The organism is Marinobacter sp. G5_S1_61_S3 (assembly GCF_054968585.1).
The window spans coordinates 232,105-245,511 of sequence record NZ_JBQKUK010000004.1; the positions used below are offsets into that span (position 1 = coordinate 232,105).

Sequence of the window (13,407 nt, forward strand, 5' to 3'; positions counted from 1 at the left end):
ATCACCTGCCTCAAGGGCTCTGCTCTGGGTGATAGAAAACAACAATGATGAGGAATACCTTGTGGAAAACATCGATCAGCAGAAGCGCTCGCTCGGAGCGTTAGCGAGAACGGACTGGCTCGAGCGCATTTTCAAGCTCCGTCAGCATGGAAGCTCAGTCAAGATTGAGCTGATAGCAGGCCTGACCACCTTCGTAACCATGGCCTACATTATCTTCGTTAATCCCAATGTTATGGCTGCGGCCGGCCTTGATCATGGTGCTGCGTTCGTCGCCACCTGTCTGGGGGCGGCACTTGGCTGCCTGCTCATGGGGTTCTACGCCAACTGGCCGGTGGGACTGGCGCCGGGCATGGGGCTCAACGCGTTTTTTACCTACACCGTCGTTGGTGAAATGGGTTACACCTGGCAGGTTGCCCTTGGCGCGGTCTTCCTCTCCGGCATCCTGTTTATGATTATGAGCCTCTCGCGAATCCGCGAATGGCTGCTTAACAGCATTCCGATGAGCCTGCGTTTTGCCATGGGGGCAGGGGTTGGTCTGTTTCTCGGGCTCATTGGCCTGAAGACGGCGGGCATTGTCGTCGACAGCCCCGCGACGCTGGTGACGATGGGGTCTTTTGGTGAGCCTTCGGCACTACTGGCCGCCATCTGCTTTTTGCTGATCGCGGTGCTTAGCCACCGCAATGTGTTTGGCGCCATCCTGTTGAGCATGCTCATTGTAACGGGGATCGGCTGGAGTATGGGGCTTGTGGAGTATGGCGGTGTTGTGTCGCTCCCTCCCAGCCTGGCGCCAACCTGGCTGGCGATGGATATTGCGGGCGCGTTGAACGTGGGAATGATCAGCGTTGTGCTCGCGTTTCTCTTCGTGAACATGTTCGACACCGCGGGAACACTGATGGGGGTGGCTCATCGTGCAAACCTGGTTGACGAGAACGGCAAGATAGAAAACCTTTCCAAATCCCTCAAAGCGGACAGTACATCCAGTGTCCTGGGCTCATTTGTGGGTTGCCCGCCGGTAACCAGCTACGTTGAAAGCGCTTCAGGCGTAGCCGCGGGTGGTCGCACTGGTCTGACGGCAGTCACTGTCGGCGTGCTATTCCTGCTGGCAACCTTCTTTGCACCTCTTGCGGGAATGATCCCGGCCTACGCGACCTCAGGCGCACTGATATACGTCGCTATGCTGATGATGAGTGGAATGGCCCACATCGACTGGAAGGACATCACCGACACCATTCCGGCCATCATTACTGTGGTGATGATGCCGCTGACCTTCTCCATCGCCAATGGCATTGCGCTGGGCTTCGTTACCTATGCCACGTTGAAGCTGCTTACCGGGCAGAGGAAGAAAGTATCCGTAAGCCTGTATGTTCTCTGTGTCATCTTCATCGCCAAGTTCGCCTTCCTGTGATCAAGGCACTCGGTTGACCCGAACCCGAGGTTTTACCCCAAAACAACAAAACGAGAGGTAGTAAAAATGAAACTGTTGCAAAAAATCCTGCTGGCGGCGTGCGTTTTCACCGCGTTTGTTCCGGTTGTTCACGCTGAAAAGTTCTTCGGCAGTTCCAGTGTGTCGCTGCTTTATAGCGATGACTATGAAATCTTTGGCTCTCAAAAAGAGTCTGCGACCGTGTTTACCTTTGAAAACGTGACCGCCCACAACTGGGGGGATACGTTCTTCTTCATTGACCGCTATCAGGTTCAGGGGGATTCCGGTAACGCTGACTCCACCTATGGGGAGTTCGCGCCCCGGCTGAGCCTGAGTTGGCTAAGCGGCCAGGATCTGGGCTTCGGGCCGGTTAATGACGTCTACCTGGCAACCCAGTATGAGTTCGATGGTGGGGTAGAGGCGAACAACTACATGTACGGTCTTGGATTGGGCTGGGACATCCCTGGATTCCAATACTTCAACACCAATGCCTACTATGTTGAAAACAACACCGCGTTCGACACGCCGGACGACTGGCAGCTGACCGTAACATGGGGGGTGCCGTTCGAACTGGGCAGCGCGGCGTTTCTCTTTGACGGTTTTATCGACTATTCATCGGGGGTAAGCGGTGCTCAGAGTGCAGACTTGCACATCAACCCGCAGTTCAAACTCGACCTTGGTCATTTCACGGGAGAGGCTGGCGTGTTGTATGCCGGTATAGAGTACTCGTACTGGCGTAATAAATTCGGTAGCCCAAACATAGATACGGAGAACGCTGTTAGCGCACTGGTCAAGTTCCACTTCTGACCCGCGCTATCATCATCGGATCCATTGGGCCGCTGGTTTCAGCGGTCCAGCTGCCATCACATGACAGGAGAACTTTATGGGACGCCTTACCACACACGTACTGGATACTTCGCTGGGACGCCCCGGACAGGGTATTCGTATCGAGGTTTACCGACTGGAGGGTGAATCGCGCACCTTGCTGAAAGAAGTCACCACTAATGATGATGGCCGTTGCGATGCCCCGATACTTGAAGGTGAGGCCTTTACCGAGGGCCAGTTCGAGCTGGTCTTTCACGCTGGAGACTACCTCCGGCGCCAGGGCGTAGAGGCTGACGAACCGCGCTTTCTCGATGTTATCCCATTGCGTTTCGGCGTGGCTGACGCCTCCCAGCACTTTCATGTGCCCCTCCTGCTTTCTCCCTATAGCTACTCCACCTACCGCGGTAGCTGAGTCGAGATGGTCAGTCATCAATACAACAGTGCGAACAAGAGAACAGGTTAATGGAAGCTTACATTCTGGATTTTGTGAATTTCATGTTGCGGTGGCTGCATGTGATTGCGGCGATTGCGTGGATTGGTGAGTCAATCTACTTCGTGATGCTGGATAACAGCCTCAAGCCGCCACAGGCCGAAAACTGCAAAAAGAAGGGGGTTTTTGGTGAGATGTGGGCTGTGCATGGGGGCGGTTTCTATCACAACCAAAAGTACGCCACCAGTCCGGGTACCTTGCCTGCCGACCTGCATTGGTCGTTCTGGAAATCGTACACCACCTGGCTGTCGGGTTTCGCGCTGTTCGTTATTCTCTACATGGTCAACCCAGGCTTCTACCTGGTGAACACCAATAGCAGTTGGCAGTGGGCTGCTGAGTTAAGTGGATGGCAGGCCAACGTTGCGGCGGTGCTTTTTCTGGTGTTCGGGTGGGTTGTATACAATGAGCTGTGCAAGCGCATAAGCCCGAACATGGAGCGGGACGGCATCCTGAGTATTGCGGTTGGGGTGCTGCTTGTCATAGTTGCCTATGTAAGCACTCAATTGTTTGCTGGCCGTGCTGCGTTCCTTCTGACCGGTGCTGTCATGGCGACAGCCATGTCCGCGAACGTTTTCTTCTGGATCATTCCGGGCCAGCGCCGCATGGTCGATGCCATGAAGGCGGGCGAGGAGCCCAATCCGATTGATGGCAAGCGCGGTAAACAACGCTCTGTCCACAATACCTACTTCACGCTTCCCGTTGTTCTGTTGATGATCAGTAATCACTACGCCTTCGCCTATACAGAGGCTCAGGCATGGTTGGTCATGTCGCTGCTCATATTTGCCGGCGCCGTTATCCGCCAGTTCTTTGTACTGATGCATGCGGGCAAAACCCAACCTTCCTACCTTCTGGCCGGTGGTGTGCTGATCCTGCTGACGTTCTGGGTGGCCGCGCCCACGGGAGAGTCCCAGGTGGCAACGGCTCAGGCAAACGCCGAGCCCAATACGACGACGCATGAGACAAGTGAATCCCCCCTTGCTGCGAACGTGGGCGCGACCATTGAACAGCACTGTGCGGGATGCCATTCAAAGCAACCTGAGAACCCGGCGTTTTCGGCTCCGCCGGCGGGATTTGCGTTTGATGCGGTTGATCAGATCCTCAGCCATCAGGCCAAGATCCAGGAGGTTGTGGCGAACGGATACATGCCGTTGGGCAACGCCACGAACATGACCGAAGAAGAGCGCGAAATCATCAAGAACTGGGGTGAATGAGTGTTGCGTTCATGTTGGATACAATATAGTATGTTTAAGTATACAATACATATTGAAGGCGAGCTGGTACCAACGGCCTGCCAAACGGATTGGAAGAAGGAAGTTGCTTGATGAATCCGGCTAATCCAGACCATTACCCCCGAGACCTGATTGGTTACGGTTCTGAGCCTCCCCATGCAAATTGGCCTGGCCGGGCACGCATTGCCGTGCAGTTCGTTCTCAATTACGAGGAAGGTGCGGAGAACTGCGTCCTGCATGGCGATACGCATTCGGAGCAGTTCCTGTCCGAAATCGCCGGGGCTGAGGCCTACCCAAGCCGGCACATGAGCATGGAGTCAATCTATGAGTACGGCTCGCGGGCAGGGGTATGGCGGGTACTGAAGGAGTTTCAGCGCCGCGGCATGCCGCTGACGGTATTTGGTGTGGCGATGGCCCTTGAGCGACACCCCGAGCTTGCCCATGCGTTTAAAGAGCTGGGGCATGAGGTTGCCTGTCACGGTTGGCGCTGGATTCACTACCAGAATATTCCGGAAGGTATAGAGCGCGCGCACATGCGCCGGGCCATCGAGATCTTCGAGGCTTTATACGGCGAGAAACCGGCAGGGTGGTATACCGGTCGCGACAGCGAGAACACGCGCCGTCTGGTGCTGGACGAAGGCAGCTTTCTCTACGACAGCGATTACTACGGGGACGATCTGCCGTTCTGGACCCGTCAGTACGATAGTGGGGGCGAAATGCACAACCACCTGGTAGTGCCTTATGCCCTGGACACCAATGACATGCGCTTCGCTTCAGCGCAAGGCTTTGGTACCGGAGAGGACTTTTACCAGTATTTACGGGATGCCTTCGACGTGCTTTATGCCGAGGGTGAGGACGCGCCAAAAATGCTGTCTGTTGGTCTCCACTGTCGGCTGGTTGGCCGGCCGGGACGCTTCCGGGCCCTGCAGCGATTCCTCGATCACATAGAAGCCCATGATCGTGTCTGGGTTACGAGACGTGTGGATATTGCTCGCCATTGGGCCGAGCACCACCACCCGCTCTCATCCAAGGAGCAGCAATGAGCAATCGATCTGTGAACAAACCTACGTATTACGCTCCCGCTGGCGGGCATCCACCTCAGACCCAGTTGTTGTCTGACCGTGCGGTTTTTACCGAAGCCTACGCCATCATTCCCAGGGGCGTGATGCGGGATATCGTCGCCAGTGCCTTGCCGCATTGGGAAAAAACCCGGCTTTGGGTGCTTTCACGCCCGCTGTCTGGATTCGCCGAAACGTTCTCCCAGTACATCATGGAGGTGTCCCCTGGGGGCGGCAGCTCGCGACCAGAGCTGGACGCTTGCGCGGAAGGGGTTCTGTTTGTGGTTGAAGGCAAGATGACCCTGACCATCGCCGGCCAACAACACCGGATGCAAGAGGGCGGCTATGCCTTTATCCCGCCGGGTGCGTCCTGGCAGTTGTTGAACGAGAGCGATTCGCCGCTGCGTTTTCACTGGGTGCGAAAAGCCTACGAGCATGTGGACGGTATTGATGTGCCTGAAGCTTTTGTCACCAATGAGACGGACATAACGCCCACCGAGATGCCGGGAACTGAGGGGCGCTGGACGACAACACGCTTTGTTGATCCGCAGGACATTCGACATGATATGCACGTCAACATTGTCAATTTCCAGCCCGGCGGAGTCATTCCATTTGCCGAGACCCACGTGATGGAACATGGCCTTTACGTGCTGGAAGGGAAGGCGGTTTATCACCTCAACCAGGATTGGGTTGAAGTGGAGGCGGGTGACTACATGTGGCTTCGCGCCTTCTGCCCGCAAGCGTGCTATGCCGGTGGGCCGGGGCCGTTCCGTTACCTGCTTTACAAGGACGTGAACCGGCACATGAAACTCAGCGGATTCGGTTCGCGCTGAGCTGAGACGAGGACATTTTTATGCTGGAACTCAAAGCACAACCGTTGAGCCCGGAGGCATTCGCCGAATTCGGGGATGTTATTGACCGGCGCACGGCTGACTCCTTTCCCATCAATGGGGGGCGCACCCAGCGCCACCATGATCTGGCGAAAGTGGAGCTGCTCGGTGATGAGGCGCGGGTTCTGGTGAGTATTTTTGTCAGCCAGCCGGTGACGTTACCGCTGGAGCTGTCGTTCCTGGAGCGCCACCCGCAAGGCAGCCAGGCCTTTATGCCTCTGCACGAGGAGCGATTCCTGGTTGTTGTCGCACCCCCAGGCGACACGATCAGCCCTGATGAAGTTCGCGCCTTTGTCACCGATGGTTTCCAGGGAGTGAATTACCGCGCGGGTACCTGGCACGCCGTGCAGTCGGTGTTGGATCGGGAAGGTGAATTCCTGGTTATCGATCGCGGCGGCTCGGGGAACAACTGCGACGAGTACGGAATGGAGGTGCGTGTGCTCCTCGACCTATCTGACTGATCTACCGGCTGAATTTCCATTCAACCTTTACCGACGGTGCACATACGTTTCAGGCGCCGGGACGAGCTTCGCCTCGAATACAAGAACAACCTTACTTCGGAGGAAACACCATGACTCGCATGACCGCAGCAGAAGCAGCTGTTCACGTTTTGAAGAAAGAAGGTATCGACATTGCCTTTGGAGTGCCCGGAGCGGCGATTAACCCGTTCTATTCCGCCATGCGCAAGGTTGGAGGAGTTGACCATGTCCTTGCGCGCCACGTGGAGGGGGCCTCTCATATGGCAGAGGGTTACACCCGCACAAAAGCAGGCAACATCGGTGTCTGCATCGGAACGTCAGGGCCTGCCGGCACCGACATGATCACCGGGCTGTACTCTGCCACGGGCGACTCCATACCCATTCTCTGCATCACTGGGCAGGCGCCGCGCAGCAAACTGCACAAGGAAGACTTCCAGGCGGTGAACATCCAGGCCATCGCCGGCCCGGTGACCAAATGGGCGGTTACCGTCCTTGAGCCAGCCCAGGTGCCGCGGGCGTTCCAGCAGGCGTTCCAGTTGATGCGCAGCTCCCGTCCAGGTCCCGTTCTGATTGACCTGCCCATCGATGTACAGATGAGCGAGATCGAATTTGATCCGGACACCTACGAATCGTTGCCTGCCTACAAGCCGTCGGCTTCACGGGCGCAGATCGAAAAAGCACTGAACTTGCTGAACGAGGCTGACAAGCCCCTGCTGGTTGCCGGTGGCGGCGTTATCAACAGTGATGCGAGCGACCTTCTGGTTGAGTTTGCAGAGCTTACAGGTGTTCCCGTTGTTCCGACCTTGATGGGCTGGGGGACGATTCCGGATGACCATCCATTGATGGCCGGCATGGTGGGGCTCCAGACGTCCCATCGCTATGGCAACGCCACCATGCTCGCGTCCGACTTCGTGATGGGTATTGGTAACCGCTGGGCGAACCGGCACACCGGTAGCATTGAGGCCTATACCAAGGACCGGAAGTTTGTTCATGTTGACATCGAGCCCACCCAGATCGGCCGTATCTTCGGGCCGGATTACGGGATTGTCTCTGATGCCAAGGCGGCGCTGGAACTCTTCATTACCGTGGCCAAGGAGTGGCGCGCCGAAGGCAAACTCAAGGATCGCGGAGCCTGGGCCCAGGAATGCCAGGAGCGTAAGCAGACACTGCTGCGCAAGACTCACTTCGACGACGTGCCGGTCAAGCCGCAGCGCGTCTACGAAGAGATGAACAAGGTGTTCGGCAAGAATGTCCGGTACGTGACCGCCATTGGTCTGTCCCAGATTGCCGGAGCCCAGTTCCTGCACGTGTACAAGCCGCGGCACTGGATCAACTGCGGTCAGGCCGGGCCGTTGGGCTGGACCATTCCAGCTGCCCTGGGTGTATGCCGTGCCGATCCCGAGGCCGAGGTCGTCGCTCTCTCCGGGGACTACGACTTCCAGTTCATGGTCGAGGAGTTGGCTGCCGGGGCGCAGTTCAAGCTGCCCTACATCCATGTCCTCGTGAACAACTCGTATCTGGGACTGATCCGTCAGGCGCAGCGTGGTTTCGACATGGACTACTGCGTGCAGCTGTCGTTCGAGAACGTCAACTGCCCCGAGATTAACGACTATGGCGTTGATCATGTCTCGGTTGTCGAGGGCCTTGGTTGCAAGGCGTTGCGGGTCACCAAGCCTGATGACATTGGCCCGGCGTTTGTACAGGCGCGGCAACTGATGCAGGAACACCGGGTACCGGTTGTGGTTGAGATCATCCTTGAGCGTGTGACCAACATTGCCATGGGGACCGATCTTGACGGTGTTAACGAGTTCGAAGCACTGGTAGAGAACGTCACCGATGCGCCGACCTCAATTGCCAGCCTGACTTAAGCAACGCAATCAATCGCCCCCGAACCTTTGGGAAATCAACAGGTAGAGGGGGCGAAGACCCAAAAATGGACGAGTAGGAGACCCCAAAATGCCTAAGTTTGCAGCGAATCTAAGCATGCTGTTCACCGAGGAGGATTTTCTCGACCGCTTCCAGGCCGCCGCGTCGGCAGGCTTCCAGGGCGTAGAGTATCTCTTCCCCTACGATTTTCCCGCGGCAGACATCAAAAAGCAGTTGGATGCCCATGGCCTCACCCAGGTGCTGCACAACCTTCCCGCAGGGGACTGGGCGGCTGGTGAGCGCGGTATTGCCTGTCACCCGGACCGGGTCGAAGAGTTTCGTGAAGGCGTGGATCTGGCGATTGACTACGCCACCGTGCTCGGGTGTAAGCAACTGAATTGTCTGGCAGGTATCCGACCTAACACGGTGAGCGAAGAACAGGCCCGTCGCACACTGATCGACAACCTCCGCTTCGCCGCCGAAAAGCTGAAAGCGGCAGGCATCCTGTTGCTCGCCGAGCCCATCAACACCCGGGACATCCCCGGCTTCTTCCTCAACCGGACGGAGCAGGCTCTGGCGCTGTTTGAGGAAGTGGGCAGCGACAACCTGCAACTGCAGTACGACATCTATCACATGCAGATCATGGAGGGCGACCTGGCCCCGACCATCGAAAAGCACCTTTCGAAAATCGGCCATGTGCAGCTGGCGGACAATCCAGGGCGCCACGAACCCGGCACCGGGGAGATTAATTACCCGTTCCTGTTCGGCCATCTTGATCGCCTGGGCTACCAGGGGTGGATCGGCTGCGAGTACAAGCCTGCGGCGACGACGCTGGAAGGGCTCGGCTGGCTGGATAACGCACGATAAGGTCATTCAACAAAAAAGTTAGTAAGGAGAGGATTATGAGCAAGATCGGATTTATTGGTCTCGGAATTATGGGGCGGCCCATGGCCGGACACCTGATGGAAGCAGGCCACGAGCTGGTGACCTATGTTAAGTACGGCTCCCTGGACGAAGGCCTGGCGGCCAAGGGCATGAAAGAGGTCGATAGCCCCAAGGCAGTTGCGGAACAGGCCGAGATTATCATCACCATGGTTCCGGATACCCCCGATGTTGAGGAAGTGCTGATTGGTGAGGGCGGCATCGTTGAAGGTCTCCAGCCCGGTACGCTGGTCATCGATATGAGCTCCATTGCGCCGATCCCCACCCAGGCATTTGCCAAGCGCATCACCGAGGCTGGTGGTGAGTACGTTGATGCCCCGGTATCTGGTGGCGAGGGTGGCGCTGTTAACGCAACCCTGACCATTATGGTAGGTGGTACCAATGAAGGCTTTAACCGGGCTCTGCCCGTCCTTGAGGTCATGGGTAAGACCATCACCCATATTGGCGATCACGGCGCCGGTCAGATCTGCAAAGTTGCCAACCAGATCGTGGTAGCACTGACCATCCAGGCCGCGGCTGAGGGTCTGCTTTTCGCGTCGAAAGCCGGAGCGGATGTAACGAAAGTGCGTGAGGCCCTGCTGGGTGGTCTGGCCCAGTCGAAGATCCTCGATGTCCACGGAGAGCGCATGATCAAGCGTACCTTTGACCCTGGCTTCCGTATTCGCCTGCACCAGAAGGACCTCAACCTGGCCCTGGAAAGTGCACGCAGCCTGAACCTGTCGCTACCTGGCACCGCCAACGCCCAGCAACTGTTCCAGGCCTGCGCCGCGAACAATGGCGCGGATTGGGATCACGCAGGCATTGTGAAGGCCCTGGAAAAACTGGCAGACCACGAGATTGGTGCCTAGTTAAGCAGCCGGCGCAGCACTCAAACCCAATGGCCGGTGTCGATTCGGCACCGGCCATTAGGGCGCGATTGGGGGCGCGCCGGCGTACCACGTCGTTTCTTTAATTTCTATCCGTTGCGAGGAGCCGCAGATGCACGCCTTGTCCAATTCGCTGTCCTTTGATCATCCGACAGAAGTGAATGTCTGGCTCAGGCAGCTTGCCGCAACGGCGGTCTCCGCCGTCCATCCCGATACGCTGCTTTCGGCTGGCCAGCTACCGCCGCGCCCGGCCGGACGTACCGTCGTGATTGGGGCTGGCAAAGCGGCGGCGGCAATGGCTGCGGCCTTCGAGCGCACGTGGGCTGATACCTACGAAGACGCCGACCTTTCCGGCCTCGTTGTTACCCGGTATGGACACGGTGCGGAATGTCGTCACATTGAGGTACTGGAAGCTTCTCATCCCATGCCGGACGAATTGGGCGAGAAGGCTGCCCAGCGTATGCTCGAGTCGGTGGCCGGGCTGACCGAGAATGATCTTGTTGTCGCTTTGATTTCCGGTGGCGGTTCCGCACTCATGACGCTGCCGGCGCCAGGGCTGACACTGCAGCAAAAGCAGGCCATCAACAAGACGCTGTTGCGTTGTGGTGCCCCGATCCGGGAGATCAACACGGTGCGGCGCCACCTTTCGCGCGTCAAGGGTGGGCGCCTGGCTGTCGCTGCCCATCCGGCGAGGGTGATTACCTACCTGATTTCCGATGTGCCCGGCGACGATCCTGCGCTTATCGCCTCAGGGCCAACCATTCCAGATGCGACAACGCCAATGGATGCCCTGGAAATACTGGAGCGGTACTCCATTGATATTCCAGAGGCTGTGCGCAGCCACCTGGTCAGCGACGATACTGCCCCCAAGCCGCATTCACCCGAATTTGGACTTGACCGCACGATCATTCAGGCCAGGGCCTGTGATGCACTTCGGGCCGCCGAAGCGTCCGCAAATCTGGCCGGTGTGGATGTTCGAGTGTTGGGTGACGATCTTGAAGGAGAAGCGAGGGAGCTCGGAGGTGAGCACGCGACAATGGCGTTGAAGCTGCAAAAAGACCTCAAAGAACCTCTGTTGATCCTTTCAGGCGGCGAGACCAGCGTTACGGTGTCCGGTGAAGGGCGAGGAGGTCGCAACGTCGAATACCTCCTGGGTGCCATCTCGGTCCTTCAGGGAGCGTCCAATATTCACGCTTTGGCCATCGACACGGACGGTATTGATGGCTCCGAGGATAACGCCGGCGCCATTTTCGGCCCCAATGACTGGTCGCGGGTTCAGGCCCTGAAGCTTGACCCTGCCACCTATCTCGCCCGCAACGACGCCTACAGCTTTTTTGAGGCGCTTGATGGCTTGATCATCACGGGTCCGACTCGCACCAATGTTAATGATTTTCGGGCCATTCTGGTGCTTCCGAAGTCCATGTGAGGGAAGCACCGAGCACTAATATCGGTCCTGTACGCGGATACCGTGGCAGGGCCTTATTGTTTGGTGCCGGCTTTTTTCCGGGCAAAACCGATGTGTGAAAACACCGCATGCAGGTCATCGGTTGTGCTTTCGTTATCAAAGTTCAGTTTCGCATCGATATGATCCATGTGATGCATCATCAACGAAACGGCTTTGTCGGTGTCACGGGCGGATATCGCATCCAGTAGCTGGTTGTGCTCATCATAGGAGCAGTGCGAACGGGTTCCCTTTTCGTATTGGGCGATGATCAGTGAGGTCTGCGAAACCAGGCTGCGCTGGAAGCCAACGAAGGGGGCGTTGTTTGCCGCCTCGGCCAGTTTCAGATGGAATTCGCCAGACAAGCGAATACCGGCGCCCCGATCCCCGCGGGCGAAGCAATCATGCTCTTCTGTCACCATCTCCCGCAGCTCATCGATCTGTTCTTCAGTGGCGTGCTGAACGGCAAGCTCTGTGATGGCACGTTCGACCAAACGCCTTGCGTAGAGAATCTGGCGGGCTTCCTCCACGCTTGGGCTGGCCACCATCGCGCCCCGGTTGGGGCGAATGGAAACGACACCCTCATGTGCCAGCTGTGACAGCTCCCGCCGGATAATCGTGCGGCTGACTCCAAAAATTTCTCCCAACGCCTCTTCGCTCAATTTGGTTCCCGGGGCCAGGCGATGCTCAAGAATAGCGTCGAACATGTGGGCGTATATGGTGTCGCTTGTCGCCCCCGTCCGTTTCTTCTCGGCTCGGTTCGGGCTTTTGGTGGGCTGCGCTTGTTTGCTCATAATGTCTCGCGAATGAGGTGGTGGAAGTACGAAATCCGGTAGTGGGATAGTATACGAGAAATGACCCCGTTTAGCCGAGCCTGATCCGCTCCCGTGCCACCTTTTGGAGCTCCAGGTCATCGCTGGGGTTGGGGAAGGGGCAAAAAAAACCCGCCGGGAGGCGGGTAAAAACACACTGAGGCAAGTCGAGTGTGTTGCAGGAGGGCGGGTAAGGTTCGCAGATCGAATGTCACAACACCTCCCCGCCGTGGCCACGATGACCTGATCAAAGAGTAACATAATCCAGTCATAAGTGAATACACAATATAGGAATATTGTATCCCATAAATTAATAAATGTCGTCTTTTGTGGATCTTTTGTGGCTTGGTGGTGGTGAGTGATCGCCATGCTGAAGCCAGAGATATTGCCGGCCTGCAAAAAGAATTGCCTCACATTGGTGTCTATGTTAATTGTATACGATATTATGGTGTTTCGCTCTGAAGCGTGGGCGCCAATCGCATTCATTGAGGTATCAGGAGTAAACAATGAGCCGTTTTCGAACCCTGACTCCGTCCAGCCTTGGGCGCGAGGACTTCGTAGCCGCATTTGCGGACATCTATGAGCATTCACCGTGGGTAGCGGATAAAGCCTATGAGATGGGCATCGATGAGACATGTGATGAGGTCGAAAGCCTGCATGAGCGGATGGCCAACATCCTTCTCAGTGCGGATCGCGACACCCAGTTGGCCTTGATCAACGCCCACCCTGATCTCGCAGGCAAAGCCGCTATGCGTGGAGAGCTTACAGCCTCCAGTACGTCCGAGCAGGCCGGTGCCGGCATTCAGGATTGCAGCCCGGAAGAGTTTGAGCGCTTTGTAAGGCTGAATGAGGCGTACAAAGCCAAGTTTGGGTTTATTTTTGTGATGGCGGTGCGAGGTAGTAATCGACACCAGATACTGGCGTCGTTCGAAGAGCGCATTCACAACTCTCCCGAACAGGAATTTCAGCGTGCCCTGAGCGAGATCAATAAAATTGCCTTATTCCGCCTGCAAGCCATGTAGTGGGCGGAGCGCCGAACCTTTTGTGCATCTGGTTCAAAGTATAGATTTATTAGTCTATTGAGAC

General features: G+C 56.9%; 13 protein-coding genes. 12 read left to right on the forward strand and 1 reads right to left on the reverse strand.

The window, feature by feature from the left end; translation table 11 throughout:
- Positions 1-28: 28 nt before the first annotated feature.
- From ACTRWH_RS05425 to ACTRWH_RS05475, 11 genes are all read left to right on the forward strand, one after another.
- Entirely contained in the window at positions 29-1,405 is a 1,377-nt protein-coding gene (locus ACTRWH_RS05425) for an NCS2 family permease (protein WP_369810916.1), read from the forward strand.
- Between the two features lie 66 nt (positions 1,406-1,471).
- The gene (locus ACTRWH_RS05430) at positions 1,472-2,230 is read left to right on the forward strand and encodes an outer membrane protein OmpK (RefSeq protein WP_085681759.1); all 759 of its coding nucleotides are present in this window, start codon (positions 1,472-1,474) and stop codon (positions 2,228-2,230) included.
- Between the two features lie 76 nt (positions 2,231-2,306).
- Positions 2,307-2,660, forward strand: coding sequence for a hydroxyisourate hydrolase (uraH, locus tag ACTRWH_RS05435; protein ID WP_075195336.1), 354 nt, complete (start codon positions 2,307-2,309; stop codon positions 2,658-2,660).
- 50 nt (positions 2,661-2,710) lie between these two features.
- Entirely contained in the window at positions 2,711-3,949 is a 1,239-nt protein-coding gene (locus ACTRWH_RS05440) for a urate hydroxylase PuuD (RefSeq protein WP_075195335.1), read from the forward strand.
- A gap of 110 nt (positions 3,950-4,059) precedes the next feature.
- Entirely contained in the window at positions 4,060-5,010 is a 951-nt protein-coding gene (gene puuE / locus ACTRWH_RS05445; RefSeq protein ID WP_462826051.1) for an allantoinase PuuE, read from the forward strand.
- A gap of 11 nt (positions 5,011-5,021) precedes the next feature.
- The gene (locus ACTRWH_RS05450) at positions 5,022-5,858 is read left to right on the forward strand and encodes a bifunctional allantoicase/(S)-ureidoglycine aminohydrolase (protein WP_462826068.1); all 837 of its coding nucleotides are present in this window, start codon (positions 5,022-5,024) and stop codon (positions 5,856-5,858) included.
- 20 nt (positions 5,859-5,878) lie between these two features.
- Positions 5,879-6,376, forward strand: coding sequence for an ureidoglycolate lyase (locus tag ACTRWH_RS05455; protein WP_462826052.1), 498 nt, complete (start codon positions 5,879-5,881; stop codon positions 6,374-6,376).
- A gap of 110 nt (positions 6,377-6,486) precedes the next feature.
- A complete protein-coding gene (gcl, locus tag ACTRWH_RS05460; protein WP_136633656.1) occupies positions 6,487-8,262 on the forward strand; it encodes a glyoxylate carboligase in 1,776 nt (591 codons plus the stop codon).
- 88 nt (positions 8,263-8,350) lie between these two features.
- Positions 8,351-9,127 (forward strand): hydroxypyruvate isomerase, encoded by a 777-nt coding sequence (gene hyi / locus ACTRWH_RS05465; protein WP_462826053.1) that lies wholly within the window; start codon positions 8,351-8,353, stop codon positions 9,125-9,127.
- Positions 9,128-9,159: 32 nt separating this feature from the next.
- Complete coding sequence (locus ACTRWH_RS05470; protein ID WP_470368384.1) at positions 9,160-10,050, forward strand: 2-hydroxy-3-oxopropionate reductase; 891 nt, start codon at positions 9,160-9,162, stop codon at positions 10,048-10,050.
- A 130-nt stretch (positions 10,051-10,180) separates the two neighbouring features.
- Entirely contained in the window at positions 10,181-11,494 is a 1,314-nt protein-coding gene (locus ACTRWH_RS05475) for a DUF4147 domain-containing protein (RefSeq protein ID WP_462826054.1), read from the forward strand.
- Between the two features lie 53 nt (positions 11,495-11,547).
- Here ACTRWH_RS05475 and ACTRWH_RS05480 read toward each other — a convergent pair whose 3' ends face one another.
- The gene (locus tag ACTRWH_RS05480; RefSeq protein ID WP_041334486.1) at positions 11,548-12,303 is read right to left on the reverse strand and encodes a GntR family transcriptional regulator; all 756 of its coding nucleotides are present in this window, start codon (positions 12,301-12,303) and stop codon (positions 11,548-11,550) included.
- 524 nt (positions 12,304-12,827) lie between these two features.
- Here ACTRWH_RS05480 and uraD point away from each other — a divergent pair.
- Positions 12,828-13,343 (forward strand): 2-oxo-4-hydroxy-4-carboxy-5-ureidoimidazoline decarboxylase, encoded by a 516-nt coding sequence (gene uraD, locus ACTRWH_RS05485; protein WP_041334489.1) that lies wholly within the window; start codon positions 12,828-12,830, stop codon positions 13,341-13,343.
- Positions 13,344-13,407: the final 64 nt, after the last annotated feature.